23 protein-coding genes are annotated in these 26,386 nt (G+C 68.0%); 18 read left to right on the plus strand and 5 right to left on the minus strand.

Annotation, left to right across the window (positions count from 1 at the left end):
• Positions 1–42: 42 nt before the first annotated feature.
• The 5 genes from N5D30_RS07165 to N5D30_RS07185 all read left to right on the plus strand — a co-directional run bounded on the left by N5D30_RS07165 (position 43) and on the right by N5D30_RS07185 (position 5,682).
• Positions 43–2,373 carry a hypothetical protein gene (locus tag N5D30_RS07165; protein ID WP_279908347.1) on the plus strand — a complete coding sequence of 777 codons (2,331 nt, stop codon included), beginning with the start codon at positions 43–45 and terminating at the stop codon, positions 2,371–2,373.
• A gap of 1 nt (position 2,374) precedes the next feature.
• A complete protein-coding gene (locus N5D30_RS07170) occupies positions 2,375–3,547 on the plus strand; it encodes a hypothetical protein (RefSeq protein ID WP_279908349.1) in 1,173 nt (390 codons plus the stop codon).
• Positions 3,544–4,236, plus strand: a complete 693-nt coding sequence (locus tag N5D30_RS07175) for a DUF1266 domain-containing protein (protein ID WP_220813242.1) — start codon at positions 3,544–3,546, stop codon at positions 4,234–4,236. The genes N5D30_RS07170 and N5D30_RS07175 overlap by 4 nt, the downstream gene beginning before the upstream one ends.
• A 208-nt stretch (positions 4,237–4,444) precedes the next feature.
• Complete coding sequence (locus N5D30_RS07180; protein ID WP_279908351.1) at positions 4,445–4,765, plus strand: DUF2025 family protein; 321 nt, start codon at positions 4,445–4,447, stop codon at positions 4,763–4,765.
• A 65-nt stretch (positions 4,766–4,830) separates the two neighbouring features.
• Positions 4,831–5,682 (plus strand): transporter substrate-binding domain-containing protein, encoded by an 852-nt coding sequence (locus N5D30_RS07185; protein ID WP_279908354.1) that lies wholly within the window; start codon positions 4,831–4,833, stop codon positions 5,680–5,682.
• 1 nt (position 5,683) lies between these two features.
• On the opposite strand, the gene N5D30_RS07190 is transcribed toward N5D30_RS07185, so the two are convergent.
• Both N5D30_RS07190 and N5D30_RS07195 read right to left on the minus strand, forming a co-directional pair.
• Positions 5,684–6,979 (minus strand): phospholipase, encoded by a 1,296-nt coding sequence (locus N5D30_RS07190; protein WP_279908468.1) that lies wholly within the window; start codon positions 6,977–6,979, stop codon positions 5,684–5,686.
• A gap of 109 nt (positions 6,980–7,088) precedes the next feature.
• On the minus strand, positions 7,089–7,814 hold the full coding sequence (locus N5D30_RS07195) for a transporter substrate-binding domain-containing protein (RefSeq protein WP_279902118.1): 726 nt from the start codon (positions 7,812–7,814) through the stop codon (positions 7,089–7,091).
• 138 nt (positions 7,815–7,952) lie between these two features.
• On the opposite strand from N5D30_RS07195, the gene N5D30_RS07200 reads away from it, so the two are divergent.
• The gene (locus N5D30_RS07200) at positions 7,953–8,930 is read left to right on the plus strand and encodes a zinc-dependent alcohol dehydrogenase family protein (RefSeq protein ID WP_279902119.1); all 978 of its coding nucleotides are present in this window, start codon (positions 7,953–7,955) and stop codon (positions 8,928–8,930) included.
• An 88-nt stretch (positions 8,931–9,018) separates the two neighbouring features.
• Here the strand turns inward: N5D30_RS07200 and N5D30_RS07205 are convergent, their stop codons facing one another.
• Positions 9,019–10,356 carry a DEAD/DEAH box helicase gene (locus N5D30_RS07205; protein WP_279908356.1) on the minus strand — a complete coding sequence of 446 codons (1,338 nt, stop codon included), beginning with the start codon at positions 10,354–10,356 and terminating at the stop codon, positions 9,019–9,021.
• A 303-nt stretch (positions 10,357–10,659) separates the two neighbouring features.
• On the opposite strand from N5D30_RS07205, the gene N5D30_RS07210 reads away from it, so the two are divergent.
• The 4 genes from N5D30_RS07210 to N5D30_RS07225 all read left to right on the plus strand — a co-directional run bounded on the left by N5D30_RS07210 (position 10,660) and on the right by N5D30_RS07225 (position 15,699).
• The gene (locus tag N5D30_RS07210) at positions 10,660–11,193 is read left to right on the plus strand and encodes a sigma-70 family RNA polymerase sigma factor (protein ID WP_279908358.1); all 534 of its coding nucleotides are present in this window, start codon (positions 10,660–10,662) and stop codon (positions 11,191–11,193) included.
• Positions 11,190–12,158 carry a FecR domain-containing protein gene (locus N5D30_RS07215; RefSeq protein WP_279908361.1) on the plus strand — a complete coding sequence of 323 codons (969 nt, stop codon included), beginning with the start codon at positions 11,190–11,192 and terminating at the stop codon, positions 12,156–12,158. The genes N5D30_RS07210 and N5D30_RS07215 overlap by 4 nt, the downstream gene beginning before the upstream one ends.
• A gap of 298 nt (positions 12,159–12,456) precedes the next feature.
• Entirely contained in the window at positions 12,457–14,850 is a 2,394-nt protein-coding gene (locus N5D30_RS07220) for a TonB-dependent siderophore receptor (protein WP_279908363.1), read from the plus strand.
• Between the two features lie 195 nt (positions 14,851–15,045).
• The gene (locus tag N5D30_RS07225; protein WP_279908365.1) at positions 15,046–15,699 is read left to right on the plus strand and encodes a 7-cyano-7-deazaguanine/7-aminomethyl-7-deazaguanine transporter; all 654 of its coding nucleotides are present in this window, start codon (positions 15,046–15,048) and stop codon (positions 15,697–15,699) included.
• Positions 15,700–16,005: 306 nt separating this feature from the next.
• On the opposite strand, the gene N5D30_RS07230 is transcribed toward N5D30_RS07225, so the two are convergent.
• Positions 16,006–16,623, minus strand: a complete 618-nt coding sequence (locus N5D30_RS07230) for a hypothetical protein (protein WP_279908367.1) — start codon at positions 16,621–16,623, stop codon at positions 16,006–16,008.
• A gap of 213 nt (positions 16,624–16,836) precedes the next feature.
• Between N5D30_RS07230 and N5D30_RS07235 the strand changes: the two genes are divergently transcribed.
• From N5D30_RS07235 to ampC, 6 genes are all read left to right on the plus strand, one after another.
• Positions 16,837–18,033: an efflux RND transporter periplasmic adaptor subunit gene (locus tag N5D30_RS07235; RefSeq protein WP_279908370.1), complete on the plus strand. Its 1,197-nt coding sequence runs from the start codon at positions 16,837–16,839 to the stop codon at positions 18,031–18,033.
• Between the two features lies 1 nt (position 18,034).
• Positions 18,035–19,978, plus strand: a complete 1,944-nt coding sequence (locus N5D30_RS07240) for a MacB family efflux pump subunit (RefSeq protein WP_279908373.1) — start codon at positions 18,035–18,037, stop codon at positions 19,976–19,978.
• A 4-nt stretch (positions 19,979–19,982) separates the two neighbouring features.
• On the plus strand, positions 19,983–21,386 hold the full coding sequence (locus N5D30_RS07245; RefSeq protein WP_279908375.1) for an efflux transporter outer membrane subunit: 1,404 nt from the start codon (positions 19,983–19,985) through the stop codon (positions 21,384–21,386).
• Between the two features lie 78 nt (positions 21,387–21,464).
• Entirely contained in the window at positions 21,465–22,004 is a 540-nt protein-coding gene (locus tag N5D30_RS07250) for a dihydrofolate reductase family protein (RefSeq protein WP_279908377.1), read from the plus strand.
• 98 nt (positions 22,005–22,102) lie between these two features.
• Entirely contained in the window at positions 22,103–22,441 is a 339-nt protein-coding gene (locus N5D30_RS07255) for an FKBP-type peptidyl-prolyl cis-trans isomerase (protein ID WP_279908379.1), read from the plus strand.
• A 79-nt stretch (positions 22,442–22,520) separates the two neighbouring features.
• The gene (ampC, locus tag N5D30_RS07260) at positions 22,521–23,597 is read left to right on the plus strand and encodes a class C beta-lactamase (RefSeq protein WP_347881186.1); all 1,077 of its coding nucleotides are present in this window, start codon (positions 22,521–22,523) and stop codon (positions 23,595–23,597) included.
• Between the two features lie 28 nt (positions 23,598–23,625).
• On the opposite strand, the gene N5D30_RS07265 is transcribed toward ampC, so the two are convergent.
• Entirely contained in the window at positions 23,626–25,389 is a 1,764-nt protein-coding gene (locus tag N5D30_RS07265) for an EAL domain-containing protein (protein WP_279908381.1), read from the minus strand.
• A 302-nt stretch (positions 25,390–25,691) separates the two neighbouring features.
• On the opposite strand from N5D30_RS07265, the gene N5D30_RS07270 reads away from it, so the two are divergent.
• Both N5D30_RS07270 and N5D30_RS07275 read left to right on the plus strand, forming a co-directional pair.
• On the plus strand, positions 25,692–26,090 hold the full coding sequence (locus N5D30_RS07270; RefSeq protein ID WP_279908383.1) for a DUF202 domain-containing protein: 399 nt from the start codon (positions 25,692–25,694) through the stop codon (positions 26,088–26,090).
• Complete coding sequence (locus tag N5D30_RS07275) at positions 26,083–26,385, plus strand: DUF202 domain-containing protein (RefSeq protein WP_279908384.1); 303 nt, start codon at positions 26,083–26,085, stop codon at positions 26,383–26,385. Before N5D30_RS07270 ends, N5D30_RS07275 begins: the two co-directional genes overlap by 8 nt.
• Position 26,386: the final 1 nt, after the last annotated feature.

Raw genomic sequence — 26,386 nt, forward strand, 5'->3', positions numbered from 1 at the left:
ACCCTCCGGCAACCACCACCCGCCCCCTTACACGAGCCCGCCATGTCCGAACTGCTGCGTGAAGAAGATGCCTTCTATGCCTTCCTCGATCATGTGATCGCCGTTGCCCGCGGCGAGGGTCTGCTCCCGGACGCCGACGAGGACGATGAGCCCGAACTGAGCGAGGCCGAGCAGGTCCAGGCCGTGGCACGCGCCCGCGAGCTGCTCGCCGCGCAGGCGCTGGCGCCCGACGACATGACCGCGCTGGACCGTCTGTTCCGCCTCTGGATGTGGCTGGATCGCCCCGATGCGGCACGCGCCGCCCTCGACGCCCACGAAGCGCGGCTGCTGAACGACCTCGCCCATGCCGAGCGCCTGGAAGCCGCCGAAGCCTGCGCGCGCTGGCGCATCAGCGCCGCTACGCGCGAGGACGGCATGCCCGCCGCGCAACTGCATGCCCTGTTCGAGGCCGCCACCGACGCTATCGGCGCCTGCCAGGCCCTGCCCGAGCACGACGACCGGAGCCTGCAGAGCTGGTACAACTTGATGGACGAGGCCCTGAGCGCGCGCCAGCCCGACACCTACGAACGCGGCACCCGCGAAGTCCACGCCATCTACCTGCGCCAGCCCCATCGTCGGCACTGGCGCTGCTTCGACGAAGCCACGCTGCAGCTGCGCCTGGCCCTGACCAGCGAGCTGCGCGGCGACAAGGACGGTGCCGCCGCCCTGGCGCGCAAGGCCGCCCAGACACTGGCCATGCCCGGCCCCGATCAGATCGTCGAGGAAGATGACTGGTGGCGCCTGGCGCACGACCTGGTGCGTCTGGCGCCCGACACCCTGGCGCAGGTATGCGAGGGCGCGCAGCAGGCGCTGGGCCAGGATGCCAGTCCCGCGCTGCGGCGCGACCAGTCCGTCAAGCTCGCGCGCCTGACCGCCAGCGTGCAATGGGCGCAGGGCGACCACGCCACCGCACTGGCCACCGCGCGGCAAGGGCGCTTCATGCTGGTCCAGGACGAGGAAGACGGCTTTACCGCCACGGTACTGACCTGGCTGATGGAGACCGGCCAGGAGGAACAGGCCGCCAGGATGGCCCTGGAAGCCTGCTGGCACTCGCGCCCGATCTCGAGCCGGCGCGCCATCGAGCTGGCCCAGCAGCAACTACAGGGCGAAACCGAACACGCCGGCCTGTGGACACTGGCCCTGGCCGCGGCCGCGCATGAAGATGAGCTGAACGAACAGGATCTTCGCGCACTGGGCCACGCCGACATAACCGAGGCACGCCACCGTCTGCTGGACAAGGCGCGCAGTCTGCTCCCCAACCACCCCATGTGCGACGTCATAGAAGGCATGCAGCTGGTCAAGCAGGGCCGCTACGAACAAGGCCTGCCACTGCTGGAGCGCCTGCAGGAGCTGCCCGAAATGGCCAACCACGGTTGCGCCAGCCAGCTCTGGTACACGCGTATGCGCGTGCTGGGCGCCGAGCAGGCCGTGAACCAGCGCTTCATTGAGACCGGCGCGGGCAACTGGAGCTATTCCCTGGGCGTGATCCTGTCCACCCCCAACGAGGTGATGGACAGCATCGAGCTGCCCGCCGAACAGCGCAGCGGCTTTCCTCGCGATGCCCTCATCGCGCTGTCCACGCGCTACTACGAACTCGCCCTGGCGCAGTTCGAGGCCTTCTTCGCCACCGGCGAAGGCAACGTGCGCGACGGCGACATCCATACCTACTCGATGAACTGCAACAACCTGGCGATCCGCTACCGCGACGAATCGCGCAACGAAGAAGCCCTGATCCTGCACCAGAAAGGTCTGGCTTCCAGCCCGTTCGCCGAGCACAAGCAAGGCGTGCTGACCTGCCTGTACGCCCTCAAGCGCTACCCCGAATACATCGACGCGGCCGAGCAACTGTGGCACTTCGCGCTGGAGCATGGCTACAGCCGCCACGACCCCTGCGATTACTTCGACAACGTGGCCTGGGCGCTGCAGTACCTCGATCGCGCGCTTGAGATCGAAATCTGGCTGGACCGCCTGCGCCAGTGGCGCGGCATGCTCGACGAGGACACCCTCAAGACCGAGCACCCCTGGCTGCTGGGCATGGAGGCCGCCATGCTCGACTATCTGTACCGCAGCAAGCCCGAGGACGCCCTCGCGCGCATGCTGGCCATCCGTCCCGAACTCATGCGCATCGGCCGCACCTGGGGCCTGCGCCGCCTGGGCGATGGCCTGCTCGACGCAGGCGAGGCGCAAACGGCGCTGGAAACCTACGAACGCGCCGTCGCCGTCTTCGATCCCGACTTGGACAGGGAGGCCGCGCGCGACATCGCCCTGGAGGGCATCGACAAGGCCAAGGCCGCCATCCGCAAGCAGAAGCCGTTCTGGCGTCGATGGTTCTGACATGATCCCAGCCCTGCCCAACGACCACGGCAGCGCCGCGCAGGCCTACGGCGCGCGCGACGTCGCCAACGCCACCCAGATCAAGGCCGCGATCACCGCACGCAGCACCGCACGCGGCGACAGCACCGAAATCGGCGCGTGGATGAGCAGCCATTTCTTCCGCTTCGTCATCGGCAATCTGAGAGCCGAGCCACCGGCCATGGTGGTGCTGGACAGCCTGGAAGTGGCCCGGCAGAAGCTGGGCAACACCCTCCCCGCCTGGATCGACCAGCGCCTGAGCGGACACCGCAAGAGCGACGCGCCCCACGCCACCCTCTGGTGGATCGATCCGGAGTCGCCCGCCGTACGCGACGTGGAGCAGCGCCTGCTGGAGTTCCTCTCCACCCGCGCGGGCACGGCGCTGGCCGGCAAGCTCCAGCGGGTGAATGCGCTGCAGGCGCTGGCGCAATGGGAACAGGAACACCGGATGTTCGAGGCACGCCAGCTGGCCGGCTGGCGCGAGCACCAACCCGACGCCGTGCGCACGCTCTGGCGCGCGCCCAACGACGCCGGCGAGTTTGTCGAGTTCCTGCCCGACTCGCCCCATCTGCGCGAGGAGCTGGCCTTCGAGAGCCAGTGCATGCGCCATTGCGTGGGCCAGTTCGGCAACCGCCGCAAGCTGGTCGGCGGCTATGGCGAGCACTACGCCGCCTCGTGCGAACAAGGGCGCATGCGCCTGTTCAGCTACCGCACAGGCCAATCCCAGCCGCGCATCACCATCAGCGCCCTGGTGCGCCCCGATGGCCTGCTCGAGATCGAGCAGATCAAGGGCAAGCAGAACCGCCCGCCCGTGGATAAATACCACCTCGACGTACTGACCTTCCTGCAATCGCTGCCTACCACAGAGAGCACGCCGCCCGACGCGCTGGCCATCGACCTGGTGCGTCTGCCCGGCGGCTGGACGCGCGTGGCCGAGATTACCGAGGAAGCCGACCAACTGGCCCTGTTCACGCGCCACCCGGACAAGCTGGCGCGGGTCGCCGCGCCCAGCGCACTGGTGCAGTGGCTGAGCCTGGCACGCACGCCCCACCAGGTGCATGCGCCCGCCGACAGCGCCCTGGCCGCTGCCCAGGCGCTGGCCGGCATCGCGCCCGCTGCGCGGCCCTCGCAAGAAGACCAGGAGGCCGCGGCATGAACATCATCCTGGGCGCGGTGTTCTTCTGGCTGTCCTACTGGCTGCTGAGCCGGTTCTTCAGATGGTTGCTGTCGCCCTGGCGCCGGCGCCAGGCGGCGCGGCGCAAGGCCGGTCGAGTGCGCGACTACCGCCTCTCGCCCGAACAGAACCATGCGCTCGCCCTCGCCCACCCCATGGCCTTCCACACCCTGGACGGCGGTTTTGCCGACCGTCCCATGGTGAAGCTCGGGGACGATCTGGCGCAGAAGTTGCGCCCGCTCACGCTGCATCACTTCGGCCTGCGCACCGATCTGGCGGAGTCGGATATCCACCAGCAACTGCCGCACCTGGTGAAGACACGCTGGTTCAGCCTCGACCTGGATCAACTCGCCCCCGCCGACCAGCCACGCGACGCCATGGCCTTCGCCTGCGCACGCATCGCATTCTTCGTGCGCAGCGCCGCCCTGCTGGGCTGGCTGCCGCCCGAGCTGCAATGGCAGGTGCTGCACCTCAACGCCGCGCGCGCCAGCGCCTGCTTCGGCAGCTGGGCCGACTTCGCCCAGGCCTACGCGCGTGGCCGCCAGCAATGGGTCAACGCCGGCCGCGGCGACAGCCTGGGCCAGCGCATCCAGGAGGCCGAGCAGGCCAGATGGCTCAGGTCCCGCTGGCACCCCTGGGGCAAGTGGCGCTGGATCGGCCAGCAACGCTGATCCGCTACACGACCGATTCGTCCCGAGCGAATTGCTTCTCGATTCGCCTGTCTTGATCCAGAGCAACACCCCCGCCCGGCCATCGCCTAAGATGGCCGGCATGAAAACGACCGGGAGCCAATCGACGTCGCCGCAGAGCGACCGCCCGGCATACAACGAATCGCCATGCCAGGCGTGCGAACCCCGAGCCCATTCACAGGAGGTTTGCATGAGCACCACATCGTCCGCCATCTGCGCCGCCGCCGACGCCCTGCAGGGTCTGGTCGGCTTCAACGCCAAGAACGGCGCCCACATCGTCCGCTTCAGCGAGGACTCGTTCGGCCTCGACGTGCCCGAGGACACCATCCAGCCCTGCGCCGAATTCGTCTGGCAACCACTCAAGGGCGAGCTGATGACCCTCAGCCGCGAACGCCTGGGGCTGCTGCTGGAGCAGCGCATCGACGACCGCCTCAACATCTCCGAACCCTTGCGCGTCTACCTTCGCCGCAGCGACCTGCCGGAGATCATCGCCGAACGTCGCAAGTCCTGAGGTCGGCTAATGGCCGCGGGGCTGGCATAATCGGCGACGCTCGCGATTCGAAAGGATTTCAATCGATGCCATTGTGGCGCCTGCCCTGGCTGCTGCCCCTGCTGCTCATTGCCTATCCCTGCCTGGCGGCGGACGAGGTGGTGCGCTATCCGCGCGCCATGGCCGGCGGCGACTTCCGCCCGGCCTATCCGCTGGCGCAACTGCAGCTGGCGCTGGACAAGACCGGCAGCCCCCTACGCATCGTCCCCTCCGACTACGCCATGGAGCAGGATCGCGCGCTGCTCAGCCTGGAGCAGGACAAGGTGGTCGACGTGGTCTGGACCATGACCAGCCGCGAGCGCGAACGGCGCCTGCTGCCCGTGCGCATTCCCCTCGACCGCGGCCTGTACGGCTGGCGCATCGCCCTGGTGCGCGACGACAGCAGGCAGATGCTGGCGGACGTGCACGACCTGGCCGGGCTGAGCCACTGGCGCGCCGGCCAGGGCCACGACTGGCCGGACACCGGCATCCTGCGCAGCCACGGGCTGAAGGTGGAGACCAGCTCCAGCTACGCGAGCCTGTTCCGCATGCTCCGCGCCGGCCGCTTCGACTACTTCCCGCGCGCCGTGCTGGAAGCGCGCGGCGAACTGCAGCACACCACCGCGCAAGGGCTGGTGCTGGACGAGCACCTGGCGCTGCGCTATCCCGCGGCGATGTATTTCTTCTTCTCGCCGCACAATCCACAACTGGCGGAAACCGTGCGCCAGGGCCTGGAGGCCGCCCTGGCCGACGGCTCCTTCGAGCAGCTCTTCCAGCAGTACCACAGCGCCGACCTGCGGGACGCCGGGATGGAGCGGCGCCGGGTCATCGAGCTGAACAATCCGCTCCTGCCGGCGGAAACGCCGCTGCAGCGCAGCGAGCTGTGGTACCGCCCCTGACCTATCCGCCGGGTAGATTGCCTCTCAGCGCGTTGCGACTGTGGGCGCCGAAGTGGCGGAACAGCTCGACCAGCATCCGCTCCAGCTCGGGGTCGGCGTCTACCGGCTGCAGCACGTTGCCCTCGCTGAAACCCTTCGCCACCGTGCCTCGCTGCGCCGCGACCCTGGCCATCCACTCGCCGATCAGCGCGTCCAGCTCGTCGGCGCGGGCGTTGGACTCGGCCGCCACCACCCCGGCCGCGTAGTCCTCGTCGAAGGCCGGATAATCCCCGTCCGCGTCGCGCTCGCCGTAGGCCAGCAGCAGCGGGTGGCGGGCCTCGCCCTCGTTCAGCAACGCCTGCATACGGTCGAACTGGTACTGCTCGATGGCCATGTGGCGGTCGGCGACGCGCTGGATGGCGGCCTCGCGGTCCTCCGGGAAGCCGACCTGCTCCTTGGCCGCGATCAGCACCATGCCGGCGGTGCTCACCCCGGGCAGCACGCTGGCGTGGTAGGGCTGGGTCAGGTCCTGCAGGTAATGCATGGCCCAGCCGAGGAAGCGGTAGCCCCAGTAGGGATGGCCGCTGGCGAAGGCCAGCCGGGCCAGCCCACTGTACTGGTAGACCCGCCAGTGGGGCAGCGTCTGCGCCAGGTAGGGCGCGGCCGCGAAGATCAGCGCGGACTCGTGGTAGTAGCCGATATGGAAGGGAGCCTGGGAGGAATACTCGAAACGGGCGTCGCCGAACGGCTGCGGGCCGAAGTTGTAGCGCTGGCCGGCCTGCCCCGGGTTGTCGCTGAACAGGTTGATGTCGTGGCCGTAGTCCGGCTCGTCCGCCGCGCTGGCCAGTACCTGCAGCGCCGCGACCCGCTCGCCCGGCTGCAGCGCCAGGTAGCGCCAGTGGGTCCAGGGGCCGACCTTGTGGAACACCAGCACCTCCTCGCCCCGCAGCAGCGGCCGGCCGCCGGACGCCTGCCCCGGCAGCTGCTGGATGAAGCTGGCCAGCCGGATTTCCGGGTTGATGCGCAGGGCGGCGAGGAATGCGGCGCGGCGGTCGCCTGCCGCGTCCGCCTGCCAGCGCAGTTCGTCCGGGCGCGGCGGATAGTAGGAGAAATGCTCGCGGGCATGGCGCTCCTGCTCATCCAGCAGGCGCTCGATGGCCGCGGCCTGGTCGTCGAGGAAGCTCTCCAGCGGTTCCACCGTCACCTCCTGGCGCAGCTCCGGCAGCTCGCGCAGGGCCAGCAGGCTGCCCAGCGAGTGGTTGGACCAGGCCAGGGCGTGGGTGGAAAGGCCGGCCAGCAGGCCGGCACCGAACAACAGGGCAAGGGACTTCACAGGCACTCCGGGTCAGCGACAGTCGGCCAAGGCTACCGCCGGCGCGCCGGCGAAGCACTGTCAGGGCGCGACAGCCGCACTCACCGATCGGGCTTCAGTAGTCGGCGTAGCGCTGCTCGATCTGCAGGTACTGGCCGCTGGCACGGATCAGCGCCAGGCCGCGGTCGAAACGCTCGGCCTGCGCCTTCAGACGAAAACCGACGCTGTAGGCCGTCGGCGGGAACAGCAGGTACTGGGTCACCGGCTGGGTGGTGTCGACCTGGTCGGCGACCTCGCGGTTGAAGTAGCGCAGGATGCGCGGATCGCCCACCGCGACCTCGACACGCCCGCTGTACAGCAGGCGGTTGCGGTTGATCTGCAGGGCCTCTTCCCGGTAGCGGGGATTGGCCTCGGCCATGGCCTGGAACTCCGGCCCCAGCAGGTAGCGGGCGCGCTGGAAGGCGCTGATCGAATAGTGGCCAAGGTCGGCGATGCCGGTGATCCGGTATCCCCTCGACGACAGCGCCAGGGCGACGTTCTGGCAGTGGATGTACGGCTGCGAGTAGTACGCCTGGACCCCGCTGAAGGCGTTGGTGGTGGCGATACCATCCAGCTCGCCGCGCACGATGGCCAGGTGCAGCCGCTCCATGGGCGCGTAGCGCGCATCCAGCTCGTAGCCGGCGGCGCTCACGGCGGCGGCCACGATGTCGTATTCCAGGCCACGGCTCTCGTTCTCGAACACGTAGGGCGGCTTGTGCGTGCCGAAGCCGATGCGCAAAGACTCCGCCATCACGGCCGGCGCCAGCAGCATCCACAACCACGGCCAGGCGCGTGAAGGCATGGGGTTCCCCTTGGTCAATCGGCCAAGCATAGGGCCTGGCGAGGGGGCCGCGCCATCACCCGCGCGTATGCCGGGCGATTCATCCCACGGCGGCGTCTTGGGTCTAGACTCAGCGCTCTCAGACGATGGAGAACCGCCATGCTCAAAGCCGAATACCAACACCGCGGCAAGGTTCCGCAGGACGTGATCGAAGCGGTCCCGCTGGAGCTGCCGCCGCTGGCCGACGGCCAGGCACTGATCAAGGTGCTGGCCGCGCCGATCAACCCCTCCGACGTGCTCACCCTGACCGGCGAGTACGGCATCCTGCCACCGCTGCCGGCCATCGGCGGCAACGAGGGCGTCGGCCGCGTCGAGCAGCTGGGCGAAGGCGTGAGCAACGTCAAGGTCGGCCAGACCGTGCTGCTGCCGGTCGGCAGCGGCACCTGGGTGACCCACCTGCAGGCCCCCGCCGCCAAGCTGATCCCGCTGCCGGACGCCGACCCGCAGCAACTGGCGATGATGACCATCAACCCGCCGACCGCCTCGCTGCTGCTGAGCCAGTTCGTCGACCTGCAGCCGGGCGACTGGGTGATCCAGAACGCCGCCAACTCCGGTGTCGGCGGCTACCTGATCCAGCTGGCCAAGCTGCGCGGCTTCAAGACCATCAACGTGGTGCGCCGCGAGGCGGCCGTGGCCGGCCTCAAGGCCGAGGGCGGCGACGTGGTGCTGGTGGACGGCCCCGACCTGCACAAACGCGTGCGCGAGGCCACCGGCGGCGCCAAGGTGATGCTCGGCATCGACGCCGTCGGCGGCGCCGCCACCGACCACGTGGCGTCCTGCCTGAGCGAGGGCGGCACCCTGGTGAACTACGGCCTGATGAGCGGCGAGCCGTGCCAGGTGTCGGCCGCCTCCTTCGTGTTCCGCGACGTCACCCTGCGCGGCTTCTGGCTGGCCAAGTGGTTCCAGAAGGCCACTCCGGCCGAGCAGATGAAGGTGTTCGGCGAGCTGACCCAACTGATCGCCAGCGGCAAGCTCAAGGCACGCATCGCCGCCACCTACAAGGTCGACCAGATCAAGGAAGCGGTGGCCGCAGCCGCCAGCGGCGAACGCGACGGCAAAATCCTGATCGTGCCCTGAGTATCAAAGCGTCAATCCCTGTCGGGTGCGCCGTGCGCACCCGATGGATCTCGGCGGTGTTGTTGGTGCGCACGGCGCACCCTACGCTTTACTCCACCGCCGGCTTCTTGCGCTTCAGCGGGGCCAGGCCATCCTGGCTGACCAGGCCGGAGGGCGCCTTGGGGGCGTTGGGTCGGCGCTTGGGCGCGGCCTTGGCGGCTGGTTTCTTGGCGGCGTCCTTCTTGTCGGTCTTTTTCTTCTTGACGCCGGCGGCCTTGCCGGAGGCCTTGACGTTCTTCGGGCCCTGGTAGCTGCCCTTCAGTTCCTTGATGGTACGGCGCTCGAAACGCTGCTTGAGGTAGCGCTCGATGCTCGACATCAGGTTCCAGTCGTTATGGCAGATCAGCGACACGGCCAGGCCATCCGCGCCGGCGCGACCGGTGCGGCCGATACGGTGCACGTACTCGTCGCCGGAGCGCGGCATGTCGAAGTTGATCACCAGGTCCAGGCCCTCGATATCCAGGCCGCGAGCCGCCACGTCGGTGGCCACCAGCACCTTGGTGCCGCCCTGCTTGAGGCGGTCGATGGCCAGCTTGCGATCCTTCTGGTCCTTGTCGCCGTGGAGCACGAAGGCCTTGTAGTCGGCCGCCACCAGATGTCCGTAGAGGCGGTCGGCCTGCGCCCGGGTGTTGGTGAAGACGATGGCCTTGCGGTAGGTCTCGTTGCTCAGCAGCCAGTGCACCAGACGCTCCTTGTGGCCCGGGTCGTCGGCGGTGATGATCTGCTGGACAGTGGTCTCGCTCAGCTGGTCGACGCTGTTGAGCTTGAGGTGCACCGGCTCGCGCAGCACCTTGGCGATCATCTCGCGCAGCACCTTGCCGCCGCCGGTGGCGGAGAACAGCAGGGTCTGCTGGCGGTTGGCGCATTCGTGGGTGATCCGCTCGATATCCTCGGCGAAGCCCATGTCGAGCATGCGGTCAGCCTCGTCCAGCACCAGCACCTCGACGCCATTCAGCTTCAGGCTGCCGGCGTTGAGATGTTCCAGCAGACGGCCGGGGGTGGCGATCAGCAGGTCCGGCTGGCGACGCAGCATGGCCGCCTGTTCCTTGAAGTCCTCGCCGCCGGTGACCAGGGTGCCGCGCAGGAAGGTGAACTGGGAGAAGCGCTCGACTTCCTTGAGGATCTGCTGGGCCAGCTCGCGGGTCGGCAGCAGGATCAGCGAACGCACGTCTGTGCGCTGTTTCGAGCTGGCATCACCGAGCAGACGATTGAGCAGCGGCAGCAGGAAGGCCGCGGTCTTGCCACTGCCGGTCTGCGCCGTCACCCGCAGGTCGCGCCCCTCCAGCGCCGGCGGAATGGCCGCCAGCTGCACCGGCGTCGGCTCGGTGAAGTTGAGCTCGGCGACGGCCTTGAGCAGGCGTTCATGCAGGGCGAATTGGGCGAACACGGGGCATACCTCGGAATGGATCGGAAAACAGGCTGCATAGGTTAACGGTTCTGCCGACCAAAAGCCCGACCGACGCGGCGGTTTGCCAGGCAATCGGGTAAAGCCCCATGCCGGCAGGAAATCCCGTCATTCCCGCGCAGGCGGGAATCCATGGGGCTGGTCCTGGCCGCCTGTATCTGGGTCCCTGCCTATCCGGGTCCCCGCCTTCGCGGGGATGAGGTGCCGGGAGGTTTGCCAGGAGAGCGCCGCCTCGCATAAGATGCGAACAAATCTCAAATGCACTTATTTCCGGTACGCAGCTCGATGTCGACCCTCGACAAGTCCTATCGCCAGCAGGTGGAGCTGTACTACGCCGAGCACCACGGCTGGGTGCGCGCCTGGCTCAACCGCAAGCTGGGCAACAGCAGCGACGCCGCCGATCTCGCCCATGACGTGTTCCTGCGCCTGCTGAGCAAGCCGCGTCGCTTCGACAGCGACAACCACGCCCGCGCCTACCTGAGCGCCATATCGCGCCACGTGTGCGTCGACTTCTGGCGCCGCCGCCAGGTCGAGCAGGCCTGGCTGGAGGTGCTGGCCAGCCGCCCGGAGGACTGCGCTCCCTCCGAGGAACACCGCGCGCTGATCCTCGAGGCGCTGCAGCAGGTGCACGGCATGCTCGCCAGCCTGCCGGAAAAGGTCGCCGAAGCCTTCCTCCTCGCCCAGCTGCAGGGCCTCAACTACCGCTGCATCGGCCAGCGCCTGGGGGTTTCCGAACGCACCGTGACCAAGTACATGGCCCAGGCCATGTACCAGTGCCTGCTGCTGGAAGCCGAACTGGACGCGGTGCTGGACCGATGAGCGCAGCCCGCCCCGACCACGCCACCCTGCAGCAGGCCGCCCAGTGGTACGCCCAGCTCAGCGCCTCGCCGCCGGACCAGGCCATGCGCCAGGCCTGGCGGCAATGGCACGAAGAGAGCGACATGCACCGCCAGGCCTGGCAGTACGTGGAGCGCATCAGTCAGCGCTTCGCCCCCTTGCAGCAGGACGCCGAGACCGCCCTGCAGACCCTGGGTAGCGCACGCCGCAACGCGCGCTCGCGGCGCCAGGTGCTGGGCACGCTGGCGCTGCTCTCGGGCGGAGCGCTGCTTGGCTGGCTAGGCCTCGGCAACGCCCAGCTGGGCCGTCCGCTGCTGGCGCTGCGCGCCGACTACCGCAGCCCGACCGGCGCGCCCCGTCGCTTCGACCTGGCCGACGGCACACGCATCTGGCTGAACAGCGCCAGCGCCCTCGACGTCGACTACCAGGCCGACCTACGCCTGCTGCGTCTGCTCGACGGCGAGGTGCTGATCGAAACCGCCAGGGACCCGCGGCCGCTGGTCGTGGAGACCGCCGAGGGACGCCTGCGGGCGCTGGGCACGCGCTTCAGCGTAGTCCAGCACGCGAACCACACCCAGCTCAGCGTGTTCGACGGCGCAGTGGAAGTGCGCAGCGCCGATGGAGGCGGAGCGCGGGTCGCACGGGCCGGCCAGCAGTTGGCCTTCGACCGCCAGCGGATCGGCGACAGCTCGCCGGCGAACGATCTGCGCCAGGGCTGGCGCGACGGCATGCTGCTGGCCAACGACATGCCGCTGGCGGACTTCGTGGCGGAGCTGACGCGCTACCGCCACGGCCACCTGGGTGTCGCGCCGGAGATCGCCGGGCTGCGCGTGATGGGCACCTACCCGCTGCACGACACCGAGCAGGCCCTGGCCATGCTCGAAGGCGTGCTGCCGGTGCGCGTGCGCTACACCCTGCCCTGGTGGGCCACCCTGGAGCCGCGCTGAGCACGGCGTGCCCGCTGGCACGCGAAATAATTGGCTATGTCCCAATTGAGTGTTGCAAAAATGGCGGGCGAGCGCTGTGGGCCCGTGGGAGCGGCTGGGCGGCATTCCGATTGGCCGCGAAGCTCTTGCGTCAGCCCCTATTCGCGGGCAAGCCCGCTCCCACAAGGGCCGAGCCCATCTACAACAGTTAACTCAGACATAGCCAAATAATTTCGACATCGCGCTTCCGGTTTTCCCTTCTCATCCGAATTAGCAGGTGACAACCGCTTTCTGCCAACCGGAAGATCAAGGAAAACCCATGTCACCACGCACTCCGCGCTTTTCGCTGCGTCCCCTGGCGCTGGCCGTTCCCCTGGCCCTGGCCGGCGGCCTCGGCCTATTGCCCGCCTCCTTCGCCCAGGCCGAACAGCGCCAGACCCTGAGCTACGACATTCCCGCCGGCCCGCTGACCAGCCAGCTCAACCGGTTCGCCGCACAGAGCGGCATCTACCTGGCCGGCGACGGTAGCCTCACCGCCGGCAAGACCAGCCAGGCGCTGCGGGGCGAATACACGGTGGCCGACGGTCTGAACGCTCTGCTGGCGGGCACCGGCCTGGCCGCGGTGCAGGGCGAAGACGGCAACTGGTCGCTGTACCCGATGGCGGAACAGAGCGGCGCGCTGGAGCTGTCCGGCCTGAGCATCTCGGGCAAGGCGCCGGGCTCCATCACCGAAGGAACCGGCTCCTACGGCACCGGCTCGACCAGCAGCTCCACGCGCTTGAACCTGGCGCCCAGGGAAACGCCACAGTCGATTACGGTGGTTACCCGACAGCGCATCGAAGACCAGAAGCTCGACAATCTGCCCGATGCGCTGGACGCCACGACCGGCGTCATCGTCAAGCCCTTCTCGATGGGGGCCGATGCTCCGCAGGTCTGGGCGCGGGGCTCGACCATCAACAACTTCCAGATCGACGGCGTGCCGACCTCGTCTTCCCTGGCCAACTACCTGCAGAGCACCATCGCCTATGACCGCATCGAGGTCGTCCGGGGCGCGACCGGCATGATGAATGGCGTAGGCAGCCCATCAGCAACCATCAACATGATTCGCAAACGTCCCACATTCGACCCGCAGGTCTCGGTCAGCGTCGAGGCCGGCACCTGGGATCGCTACGGCACCGGCATCGATATATCCGGTTCCCTGACCGAATCCGGGAACATACGCGGCAGGCTGGCGGCGGACTACAAGACCCAGCATGCCTGGACGGACAACTACGAGCAGGAGAACACGGCGCTCTACGGCATCGGCGAGATCGATCTCACGGAAAACACGTTGCTGTCCCTGGGGTTCAACCACATCAAACGCTACACGGACTCAGCAACCCGGCTATTCCCCATTGTCGATATCAATGGCCGCAGGATTTCCACCGATCCATCCGATAACGACTCGCCCGACTGGTCCTACTACGACCATACGCTGAGTAGCGCATTCGCCTCGGTCGAACACAGGTTCGACGGAGGCTGGAGCCTGAAAAGCGAGCTGACCTATTCGAAGTATCACTATGATGCGTTTGTCTCGGCCTTCATGGGCAACGTCGACCTGTCGACCGGCACCGGCGGCAGGGTTCAATCCAGCCACTGGGGTGGGACCGCCGATCAGCACAGCCTCGACACCTACATCACCGGCCCGTTCTCGCTGCTGGGGCGCGAGCATGAACTCATCACCGGCGTAACGCTTGCGACGCTGGAGGCAACCAACCCCAGCTATACCCAGACTACGCCGACCCACTACATCCCCAATTTCTGGGATTGGTCGAAGACAAGCCCTGTACCGGCTTTCCGCAGGACCGGGGAAACCGAGTTGCACGAGTACCAGTACAGCGCCTACTTGAGCTCGCGCTTCAGCCTCACCGACGACACGCGCCTGATCCTGGGTAGCCGTGTCACGGACTGGAAACAGAACCGCGACACGCACAACACCGTAACGGATGCCAAGGAGAAAACCAGGAGCCGGGAGAGCGGTGTATTCGTTCCTTATGTCGGCGTGACCCACGATCTGGACGACACATGGACGCTGTATGCCAGCTACACGAAGATCTTCAATCCCCAGCCTTACTACATCCGGGATATCAATGATCAGGCCTTGCCACCGGAAGAAGGCACCAGCTACGAGGCGGGTATCAAGGCGGGCTTCAATGAAGGACGTCTGAACGCCAGCCTCGCGCTGTTCAAGACCGAGCAGGACAGCCTGGCCGTATGGGACGGCGCGACCCGTAGCTATTCCCTGGAAAACGGTACCGACACAGAGGGTGTCGAGCTTGAGTTCAATGGCGAGCTTGCCGAGGGGTGGAACCTCAGTAGTGGTTATGTCTACAGCGTCACCCGCAACGCAGAGGACCAACGTATCGTCACCCGCGCGCCACGGCACAACCTCAAGACGTTTACCACCTACCGCCTGCCCGGCGCTCTGGACAAGCTCACGGTTGGCGGAGGCTTCAACTGGGAAAGCAAGACCGGCGACAACCTCAAGGTCTACACCCAGGAGAGCTATGCGCTGTTCAGCCTCATGGGGCGTTATGACATCAACCAGAACCTCTCCATCACAGCGAACGTCAACAACCTGTTCAACAAGGAGTATTACGTCGCAACCAATGGGTACTGGGGCGTCCACGGCGCTCCACGTAACGTCATGACGTCGCTGAAGTACAGTTTCTGATCCATCAGCGACCGAAGCGCCGTGCGCCGACAGGTGCGCACGGCGCGCCCTACGCAACCCCGGCCTACACATACGTGCGGGCCGCCTCTTGTCAGCCGGCCACGCACACGGCCTCTCATCTCTGTACAATGCGCGCCGCCGCTCAATCCCGGGCGCCATGGGTTCCCTAACCCCATCCATCAAAAAGGTGCCGTCATGACTCCGCTCTCCGAGCCGCGCCAGCGTCTGGCGCTGGCCGCCCTGATCGCTTTCCACATCCTCGTCATCGTCGCCAGCAACTACCTGGTGCAGCTGCCGATCACCCTGTTCGGCTGGCATACCACCTGGGGCGCGTTCAGCTTTCCATTCATCTTCCTCGCCACCGACCTGACCGTGCGCCTGCTCGGCAAGGGCGCGGCGCGCCAGGTCATCGGCCGGGTGATGATTCCCGCCCTGCTGGTGTCCTACGGCGTCTCGATGCTGTTCCAGGAAGGCCGCTTCCAGGGGCTGGCCGCGCTGGGCCAGTTCAACGAGGTGGTGCTGCGGATTTCCGTCGCCAGCTTCCTCGCCTACGTGGTCGGCCAGCTGCTCGACATCCAGGTCTTCGACCGCCTGCGCCGCCTGAGCCAATGGTGGGTCGCGCCGACCGGCGCCATCGTGGTCGGCAGCCTGGTGGACACCTTCGTGTTCTTCTCGGTGGCCTTCTGGCACAGCGCCGACCCGTTCATGGCCGAGCACTGGGTGGAAATCGCCACCGTGGACTACGGCATCAAGCTGGCGGTCAGCCTGATGCTCTTCGTGCCGCTCTACGGCGTGCTGCTGAACGCCATCCTGCGACTGCTGGCGGGCCGCCGCCCCGCTACTACCTGAATCCATCAGGCGGGTGAAGCTTACGTGGGTGCCGCATCCCTGGTGGATGCCCGCGGGTTGCACCCGCCCTACTCTGGGCTGCCTGTACGGCAGTGAAGCCCTTCAGCTCGCGCACCTTGGCGCGGTACTTTTTCTGAGCTGCCTATACGGCAGTGAAGAAGGACCTGCTGCACGAGCGCCTGAAGCTGACATTTCTGAGCTGCCTATACGGCAGAGAACATGGGCGCCAAGCCCCGTAGGGCGGGTGAAACCCGCGTAAATGCCGCACCATCAGTGGCACGCGGGTTTCACCCGCCCTACAGCGCCTTACTTCACCTCGAACGACAGGGTCGCCACATGGGTCACGCTGTCGTACGACTTGCCGTCCACCGTGGCCGAGCCGTTGATCTGCGCCGCGACTTCCAGCACGTAGCGTCCGGGGAACGGGGTGTCCAGGGTGACGCCACCGTCTGCATCGGGCTTCAGCACCTTGGTCCACTGGGCGCCGGTGTGCACGTTGACCTGGGAGGCGGAGACCACCGTGCCCTTCCAGTGCAGCTTGAACACGTTGCCGCCGGGCGTGGTCGGCACCAGCTCCAGGTCGTTCTTCGCCGTCGTCTCGCTGCGGCCCTCGCGCGCTTCGAACAGGGTCAGCGTCTTGCCGTCGGCGCGCTTGGCCAGCATGCGCAGGTCGCCCGTCGCGCCGGCCAGGGCGAAGGTGTCGCCGGAAGCCGTCAGCGCCTGCAGGCGGCCGTCACCCAGACGCTGCTGGGGCTCGGCCAGGGTGGCCAGGCTCAGGCGCTCGGAGGGCTGGTAGTCGCTGAGCACGGCCTTGGCCGAGGCGTCGGCGCTACGCTCGATCCAGAGGTATTCGGCCTGGACCAGCGGCGCGGCGCCGATCGCCAGCGCCAGCAGCAGCGCGCGGCGTGCAAGGGAAGCGGACATGGGAACTCCTTGTGTGGATGAAGAGGAAGGACCTCCTGAGGGAGGCTCTGTAGATAAAGACGAACGAGCGCCGAAAACCCTGCACTCCGATTCACGTTTTTTACAGTCCTGGCAAGGATTTACCCATTCTTGACAGTACTTACCTCCGCCTTACCCACAGTCGACGGCGTGCCCCCTATAGTGGCCACCTCCGAATCCGCCACGTAAACGTCCATGCCCAGACTACGCCCCCGCTACCTGATACCCGCCCTCGCCGCCCTGCTGATCGGCGGCTACGCCCTGAAGACCTGGCTGATCCCCGCGCCGGCCGGCGAAGGGCTGCTGACCGCCGAGGTGCGCAGCGCCGACATCGAGCAGACGGTGATCGCCACCGGTACGCTGGAGGCCTACAAGCAGGTCAGCGTCGGCGCCCAGGTGTCCGGGCAGATCACCAGGCTGCACGTCGATTTCGGCGACCAGGTCAAGCAGGGCGACCCCATCGCCGAGATCGACTCGATGACCCAGCAGAACGACCTGGCCAACGCCAAGGCCGCGCTCGCCAACGCCAAGGCCCAGCGCGCGGTGCAGGCGGCGGCGCTGAAGAAGGCCCAGCTGGCCTTCGCCCGGCAGAAGTCGATGCTGGCGCAGAACGCCACCTCTCGGGAGGACTACGAGACCGCCGAGGCCGACCTGGACACCGCCAGGGCCCAGGTCGCCGCCCTCGACGCGCAGATCCAGCAGGCGCAGATCCAGGCCTCCACCGCCGAGGTGGACCTGGGCTACACCCAGATCACCGCGCCCATCGACGGCACCGTGGTCGGCGTGGTGGTCAAGGAAGGCCAGACCGTCAACTCGGCGCAGTCGGCGCCGACCATCGTCAAGGTCGCCCAGCTCGACCGCATGACGGTGAAGGCGGAAATCTCCGAGGCCGACGTGGTCAACCTGAAGCCCGGCCTGCCGGTGTACTTCACCATCCTCGGCGAACCCGGCAAGCGGCACAGCGCGACCCTGCGCATGATCGAGCCGGCGCCCAGCTCCATCAACGACAACGACAGCTCCTCCAGCGCCTCGTCCGGTACCACCTCCACCGACACGGCCATCTACTACATCGCCGTGTTCGACGTGCCCAACCCCGATGGCAAGCTGCGCATCTCCATGACCACCGAGGTCAACATCGTCCTCGACAGCGTCAAGGACGCGCCGAGCATTCCGGTGTCCGCCCTGGGCAACACCACCCGCGACGGCCGCTACGTGGTCCAGGTGCTGGCCGGCAACGGCAAGGTCGAGCCCCGGCGCATCCGCATCGGCCTGGAAGACTCGATCAACGCCCAGGTACTCGAAGGCCTGGAGGTCGGCGACAAGGTCGTGCTCGGCGACGCCGCCGCCGGTTCCACCACCACCATGCGCATGCGCGGCCCGATGAGGCTCTGACATGGCGCTTCTCGAACTGCGCGGCCTGCGCCGCGAATTCCCGGCCGGCGAACAGACCATCGCCGTGCTCAAGGACGTCGACCTGAGCATCGAGCAGGGCGAGATGGTCGCCATCATCGGCGCCTCCGGCTCGGGCAAGTCGACCCTGATGAACATCCTCGGCTGCCTCGACCGGCCCAGCGCCGGCACCTACCGCGTCGGCGGCCGCGAGACAGGCCGGCTCGGCCCGGACGACCTGGCCGCCCTGCGCCGCGAGTACTTCGGCTTCATCTTCCAGCGCTACCACCTGCTGGGCGACCTGGACGCCGTCGGCAACGTGGAGATTCCCGCCATCTACGCCGGCAAGGACGGCGCCAGCCGCCGCGAACGCGCCGAAGGCCTGCTGCAGCGCCTGGGCCTGGGCGAGCGCCTGGGGCACAAGCCCAGCCAGCTTTCCGGCGGCCAGCAGCAGCGCGTCTCCATCGCCCGGGCACTGATGAACGGCGGCCAGGTGATCCTCGCCGACGAACCCACCGGCGCCCTCGACAGCCACAGCGGCGAGGAGATGCTCAAGCTGCTGCGCGAGCTGCACGCCGCGGGCCACACGGTGATCATCGTCACCCACGACATGAAGGTGGCGGAAACCGCCGACCGCCTGATCGAGATCAGCGACGGCTGCATCATCGCCGACCGCCGCCTGCGCGGCGACGACGATGCGCGCGCCCTCGACGAACCCGCGCCGGCCCGCGAGGCGGGCGCCCTGCGCGCCGGCTTCGGCCAGTTTCGCGAGGCCTTCCGCATGGCCCTGCTGGCGATGCTGTCGCACAAGCTGCGCACCTTCCTGACCATGCTCGGCATCATCATCGGCATCGCCTCGGTGGTGTCGGTGGTCGCTCTCGGCCAGGGCTCGCAGCAGAAGATCCTGGAGAACATCAGCGCCATCGGCACCAACACCATCGACATCTACCCCGGCAAGGGCTTCGGCGACCGCCGCTCGGCGCGCATCCAGACCCTGGTGCCGGCCGATGCCGACGCCCTGGCCGGCCAGGACTTCGTCGACAGCGTCACCCCGTCGGTGTCCAGCAGCGGCACCCTGCGCTACCGCGAACAGGCGCTGAGCGTGTCCATGAGCGGGGTCGGCGAGCAGTTCTTCCGCGCCAAGGGCTACACCTTCGCCCAGGGCCGTGCGTTCGACACCAAGGCGGTGCGCGAGTCGGCGCAAAGCGCGGTGATCGACAGCAACACCTACCAGAAGCTGTTCGCCGGCAAGCAGGCGCTCGGCCAGGTGATCCTGCTCGGCAAGGTGCCGGTGCGCATCGTCGGCGTGCTCGACCCGATCCAGAGCAACTTCGGCGGCAGCGACCAGCTGCGCGTCTACCTGCCCTACACCGCGGTGATGAATCGCATGCTCGGCCAGTCGCACCTGGAGAGCATCACCGTGCGCGTTGACGACAGCGTCTCCAGCGACGCCGCCGAGCAGGGCATCATCCGCCTGCTCACCCGTCGCCACGGGGTGCAGGACTTCTTCGTGATGAACACCGACACCATCCGCCAGACCATCGAGAAGACCAGCCAGACCATGACCCTGCTGATCTCGGCCATCGCCCTGATCTCGCTGCTGGTCGGCGGCATCGGGGTGATGAACATCATGCTGGTGTCGGTCACCGAACGGACCCGCGAGATCGGCGTGCGCATGGCGGTCGGCGCGCGGCAGAGCGACATCATGCGCCAGTTCCTGATCGAGGCGGTGCTGGTCTGCCTGATCGGCGGCGCCCTGGGTGTCATGGCCGCGCTGGCCTTCGGCGCGCTGTTCAGCCGCCTCACCAGCGAGTTCAGCCTGGTGTTCTCCGGCGCCTCCATCGTCGCCGCCTTCCTCTGCTCCACGGTCATCGGCCTGGTGTTCGGCTTCCTGCCGGCCCGCAACGCCGCTCGCCTGGACCCCGTCGACGCCCTTTCCCGAGAGTAGAACCGTGAAGCGATTCCCCCTCGCCACCCTGCCCCTGGCCCTCGCCCTGACCCTGTGCGGCTGCGGCTCGCTGATCTCCACACCGTACCAGCGCCCGGCGCTGGACATCCCGGCCAACTGGCAGCAGCTCGCCGAGGCCCAGGCCGGCAGCCACGCCGACTGGTGGAAGGGCTTCGGCGACCCGCAGCTGGACCGCCTGGTCGAACAGGCCCTGGCGAAGAACAACGAACTGGGCAGCGCGCTGCTCAACATCCGCCGCGCGCAACTGCAGGCGGGCCTGGCGCGCAGCGACCAGTGGCCGCAGGCCAGCAGCAGCTTCAGCGCCGACCGTACCCGCGCCCTGCGCGGCGAAGGCAGCACCTCGCACAGCTACTCGCTGACCGCCTCGGTGGGCTGGGAAGCCGACCTGTGGAACCGCCTGGGCAGCGCCACCGACGCCGCCGAACTGGAGGCCCTGGCCACCGAGCAGGACTACGCCGCCACCCGCCTGTCGCTGATCGGCACGGTCGCCACCCTCTACTGGCAGATCGCCTACCTCAACGAACGCCTCGCCGCCAGCGCCGCGAGCATCGACTATGCGCGCCAGACCCTGGCGCTGGTGCAGGCGCAGTACAACGCCGGGCGCGGCTCCTCGCTGGAACTGGCCGAGGCGCGGCAGAGCCTGGAAAGCCAGCTCGCCAGCGAGCTGGACCTGCGCCAGCAGCGGGTGGAGCAGCTCAACGCCCTGGCCGTGCTGTTCGACAGTGCCGCTCCGGTGGCGATGGACGAGCCCCGGCACCTGGCCCGCACCGACCTGCCCGAGGTAGAAGCGGACCTGCCGGCCTCGCTGCTGGCCCGCCGGCCGGACCTGCGCGCCGCCGAACTGCGCCTGCGCAGCACCCTGAAGAACGTCGACGCCACCCGCGCCAGCTACTATCCGGACCTCAGCCTGACCGGCACCCTCGGCTACTCCAGCGAGGCGCTCGGCAACCTGCTGCGCAACCCGGTCGGCGCGCTGGGAGCGGGCATCACCCTGCCGTTCCTGAAATGGCAGCAGATGCAGCTCGACATCGACGTTTCCGAGACCGACTACGAACTGGCCGTCAACGGCTTCCGCCAGACGCTCTACGAAGCCCTCGCCGACGTGGAGAACAACCTCGCCGGCCGCCGCCACTACGCCGAGCAGGAAGGCATGCGCACCCGCGCCCTGGAGGCCGCCCGGGAAGCCGAGCGCATCTACCGCATCCGCTACCAGTCCGGCGCGGAGACGCTGCAGTCCTGGCTCGCCGCCCAGGAGACCCGGCGCAGCGCCGAGATCACCCTGGCGGAGAACCGCCTGAACCAGCTGCTCAACTACATCACCCTCAGCCAGGCGCTGGGCGGCGATGCCCAGTCTCCCGACAGCCTGGAGGTCGAGCCGGCCGGCTGAGGGGGTACGGCGGGAAACTTCGACGCAGCGCTTGGCTCAAAACCTTACCGGTCGCCGACCAGCCCGCGAGAAACGCCGATGAAACCCACCCTGATCTACCACGTGGCAGCCAGCCTGGACGGCTACATCGCGCGCCCCGACGGTAGCGTCGACTGGCTGCGCGGGATCGGCGACGACCCGGGCTATGCCGATTTCCATAAAAGCGTCGACGGCCTGCTGATGGGCCGTGCCACCTACGATGCGATCAACAGCCTCGAAGGCGACTGGCCCTATCCCGGCAAGGCCTGCCTGGTGCTCGCCCGCAACCCCATCGGCAGGTCTTCCGCCGGGGTGCAGGGGCGCCACTGCACTCCAGCCGAAGCACTGGAGGAACTGGCCGGACGAGGCTGCCAGCGGGTCTGGCTGGTCGGCGGCGGCAGCCTGGCCGCCAACTGCCTGGCCGCCGGCCTGCTCGACGAACTGATCGTGAACGTCGTGCCCTACCTGCTCGGCGCCGGCATCCCGCTGTTCTCCACCGGCCTCGAACGCCCGCTGCGCCTGATCGGCGAGCGGCGCTTCGCCTGCGGGCTGGTGCAGCACCACTACCAGGTGCTCCCGGAAGCCGCGCTGGCCAGCTAGCCGAACCCTCCGCCACCTGCCCATCTCGCTCGCGCCACACTTGCCAAGCGGCCCGATCCCTGCCAAAACGCCGCCAACCAAACCTTCGCGAGCACAGCATGAGCGACGAACTGAAGATCGAAGACCTGCAACCCGGCACCGGCAAGGCCGCCGTCAAGGGTGCGCTGATCACCACCCACTACCGCGGCTGGCTGGAGGACGGCACCGAGTTCGACTCCTCCCATTCCCGCGGCAAGCCCTTCCAGTGCGTGATCGGCACGCGCCGGGTGATCCAGGGCTGGGACCAGGGTCTGATGGGCATGCAGGTCGGCGGCAAGCGCAAGCTCTGGGTGCCGGCCCACCTAGGCTATGGCGAGCGCCAGGTCGGTGCGATTCCGCCGCACGCCAACTTGATCTTCGAGATCGAGCTGCTGGAAGTGCTGACCCGCGACGATTGAGCCGCCGACTACCGAAGGACCACCCATGCGATTCACCACAGCCGCCCTGGCCCTGCTGCTGGGCGCCAGCCCGGCCGCCATGGCGCAGGCCGATCTGCGCGGCGCCGTCGATGCCGCCGTACAGCCCACCATGCGCCAGTACGATATTCCCGGCCTGGCGGTGGCCCTCCACCACCGGGGCGAGCGCCTGTACTTCAACTATGGCGTCGCCTCCCGCGAGAGCGGCCAGGCGGTGGACGAGCACACGCTGTTCGAGCTGGGCTCGGTGAGCAAGCTGTTCACCGCCACCCTGGGCGCCTACGCCCAGGCCGAAGGCCGGCTGAGCCTGGCGGACAAGGCCAGCGAACACCTGCCGGCCCTGCGCAGCAGCGCCTTCGACGCCATCAGTCTGCTCGACCTGGCCACCTATACACCCGGCGGCCTTCCGCTGCAGTTTCCGCAGGCGGTGCAGAGCGAACGGCAGATGCTCGACTGGTACCGCGCCTGGCAGCCGGGCTATCCGCCCGGCAGCCAGCGCCTGTACTCCAACCCCAGCATCGGCCTGTTCGGCCACCTGGCCGCCGCCAGCCTGGGCGAACCCTTCGACCGGCTGCTGGAGCACCGCCTGTTCCCGCAGCTGGGCATGACGGAAAGCCATGTGCGGGTGCCGGCACAGCAGATGGCGCGCTACGCCTGGGGCTACCGGGAGAACGAGCCGGTCCGCGTACAGCCCGGCCCACTGGATGCCGAGGCCTACGGCGTGAAGTCCAGCGCCGCCGACATGCTGCGCTTCGTCGAGGCCAACCTCGATCCAGCGCACCTGCCGGCCTCGCTGCGCCAGGCCATCGCGACCACCCACCAGGGCCACTACCGGGTCGGCGACATGACCCAGGGCCTCGGCTGGGAAGGCTACGACTATCCCATCGACCTGCAGCGGCTGCAGGCCGGCAACTCGTCGGAGATGGCGCTGCAGCCGCATGCGGTCGAGCGCTTCGCCACACCGAGGCCGGCCGAGGGCGACGTGCTGCTGAACAAGACCGGCTCGACCAACGGTTTCGGCGCCTACGTGGTGGTATTGCCGGCACGCGACACCGGCCTGGTGATCCTGGCGAACCGCAACTACCCGAACGCGGAGCGGGTGCGGATCGCCTTGCGCATACTCGCAGCGCTGGAGTGACGGGCCACCGCCACGGGGCCCATCCGGGCTATGCGGGCCTGGACGCCACCCACTGCGGGATCAGTTGGCCAGGCATCGGGCGCGCGACGAAATAGCCCTGGATCTGGTCGCAGCCCAGCTCCGCCAGCAAGGCGTACAGCGGCGCCGACTCGACGCCTTCCGCGACCACCGTGTAGCCCACGCTCTGCGCCAGGTCGATGATCGACTCCACCACCGCCCGGTCCCTGGGGTTGGTCTGCACGTCGCGCATGAAGGACTGGTCCAGCTTGACCGTGGTCGCCGGCAGGTCGCGCAGGTAGGTCCAGTTGCTGTAGCCGGTGCCGAAGTCATCGATGGCCAGCTCGATGCCGAACTCCCTGATCCTGTGCAGGTTGCGCTTGGTCAGCTCGGGATTGGTCATCAGGGCGCTCTCGGTGAACTCGAGTTCGAGCTGTTGCGGCCGGATGCCCTTCTCCTGCAGCAGCAGGATCAGCTCGTCGACGAACTCGGAATCCGCCATGTCCGCCGCCGAGACGTTCAGCGACACGCACCAGTCGTGGCCGGCTGCCGACCACGCGGCCAGCTGGTCCAGCGCAAGGCGGGCCACCCACGAACTGATCTGGCGGATCAGCGGCGTCTTCTCGGCCAGAGGAATGAATTCGCCGGGGCCGACGAAGCCCAGCTCGGGATGCCGCCAGCGCAGCAGGGCCTCGACCGCGCACATCCTGCCCGTGGCCACCTCAACCCTGGGCTGGTACTCCAGGTAGAACTCCTCCTCCGCCCTGACCGCCTTGGACAGCGAGGTCAGCAGCGTGAAGGCGCGCACCTGGGCGTGGTCGAGCGCGGGTTCGAAATGGAACCAGCCCTTGCCGTTGCGCCGCGCATGGTCCGCGGTACTGACCAGGCAGCGCAGCCAGTCGTCGTTCCAGGCGCGGCCGTGCAGGGCGAGTACGCCCAATCCGGTGCGCGGCTGCAACGGGATGCCGGCGCACTCGATGGGCAGCTCGATCTCGCGGGCGAGGCGTTCGATGATCGCGGCGGTGTCTTCCCCCTCGGCCAGCAGGAAGCCGAAGCGGGTGGGGCTGATCTTGTACAGGCTACGGCTACCGATGACGCCCTGCAGCCGCTCCTTGAGCACCTTCATCACCTCGGCGGAGAACGGGTAGCCCAGCGACTTGACGATCTCGTTGAGAAAGGCCGGCGACACCATGTCGGCGGCGATCACCGTCACCGCCTCGTCGCGGCCCTTGTAGACCTCGACGTCCTTCTCGAACTTGATGCGGTTGAACAGGCCGATGGTGGCGTCGATGTAGTTGCTGCTGCGCAGGTCGCGGATGCGCAGCATGACCAGCGCCGCCAGCCTGCGCAGGGTGTCGCGCTGCGCGTCCGACAGCGGAGGCCGCGGCACGGTGTCGATGATGCAGAACATGCCCAGGATCACCCCGTCCTCGGTGACCAGCGGCCAGCCGGCGTAGAAGCGGATGCCCGGGCTGCCGACCACCAGCGGATTGTCACGGAAGCGGCTGTCGGCCAGGGCGTCGCCGACCTCGAAGAAGCCGTTCGCCTCAACCGCGGTGGCGCAGAACGAGTCCAGCAGGGGCGTCTGGTCGCAGGCCATGCCGGACTGCGCGAGAAACCACTGCCGGCTGGCCTCCAGCACCGAGATCAGGGCGATGGGGACGGAAAAGTAGGAGGCCGCGAGGCCGATCAGTTCATCGAACAGGGCGTCCGAAACACCTTCGAAACAGGACAGAGCCGCTATTTCATGCTGCCGAAGGGGCGACTCCAGCTGTGACGACAGGGTTGACTTCACGTGCTACGCCTCGGTGGGTTTCAAGGAAGTCACTCTACTTCAGCCGGCCTCCACGCCACCGACCGGCCATCCGGGAGTTCTGATCGCCGGGACAGCTTTTGCGCTGCCGAAATCCCTACCGCGGAGACAGCGAATGTCCAGCAACTGGCTCGAAGCGCCTCGGTGCATTAGTCTGGCGACTCCCGCCGGCCCCTGCGCGCGAAGCCAGGCACTCCATGCCCGCTTCGCAGTCACGACACATGGCCACCGGCCCCGGGGCGCACCGCAGCCCCGCGTCACCCGCCAGACATTCACGGTACTGCATGAGCAATCCTGAACCCGGCAACCCGCCACGCAAGTCACTCTCCCGCTCGCTGCTGGGAGGCGAAGAACCGGACCCGCGCTTCACCCTGGCCAACGAGCGCACCTTCCTGGCCTGGATCCGCACCGCGCTGGCCCTGCTCGGCGGCGGCATCGCGGTCGAGACGTTCGCCAGCCAGGCGCTCGAACCGATGCTGCGGCTAATCATCACCCTGAGCCTGCTGTTCCTGAGCGTGCTGGTCAGCGCCGGCGCCTGCCTGCGCTGGCTGTCGGTGGAGCGCGCCCTGCGCCATCGCCGCGCCCTTCCTCTGCCCGGGCTGGTGCCGATGCTGGCGGTCGGCTGCTGCGTGGCCGCGCTGATCCTGGTCGTGCTGTTCTGGCCGCGCTGGCAGCATGGCTGACGCGCCTCTCGACGCCGGCCTGCAGGCCGAGCGCACGGAGCTGGCCTGGCGCCGCACGCAGATCTCGCTGCTGGTAATCGCCTGCCTGGCCCTGCGCGACCACCACCCGGCGGTCTCGCTGCTCGCCCTGGGCACCGCCGGCGTGCTCTGGCTGCGCCAGGGCCGGCGCTACCAGCGCAGCCTGGCGATGCTGCGCGACGAGCGCGGTCAGGCGCGCCTGCGGACGGTGCTGGGCACCAGCATCGCGCTGGTGGCCATCGCGGTGATCGCGGCCCTGGATGCCTTGGGCCGCTGAG

This window comes from Pseudomonas sp. GD03875, assembly GCF_029840585.1.
Classification (GTDB): Bacteria; Pseudomonadota; Gammaproteobacteria; order Pseudomonadales; family Pseudomonadaceae; genus Aquipseudomonas; species Aquipseudomonas paralcaligenes.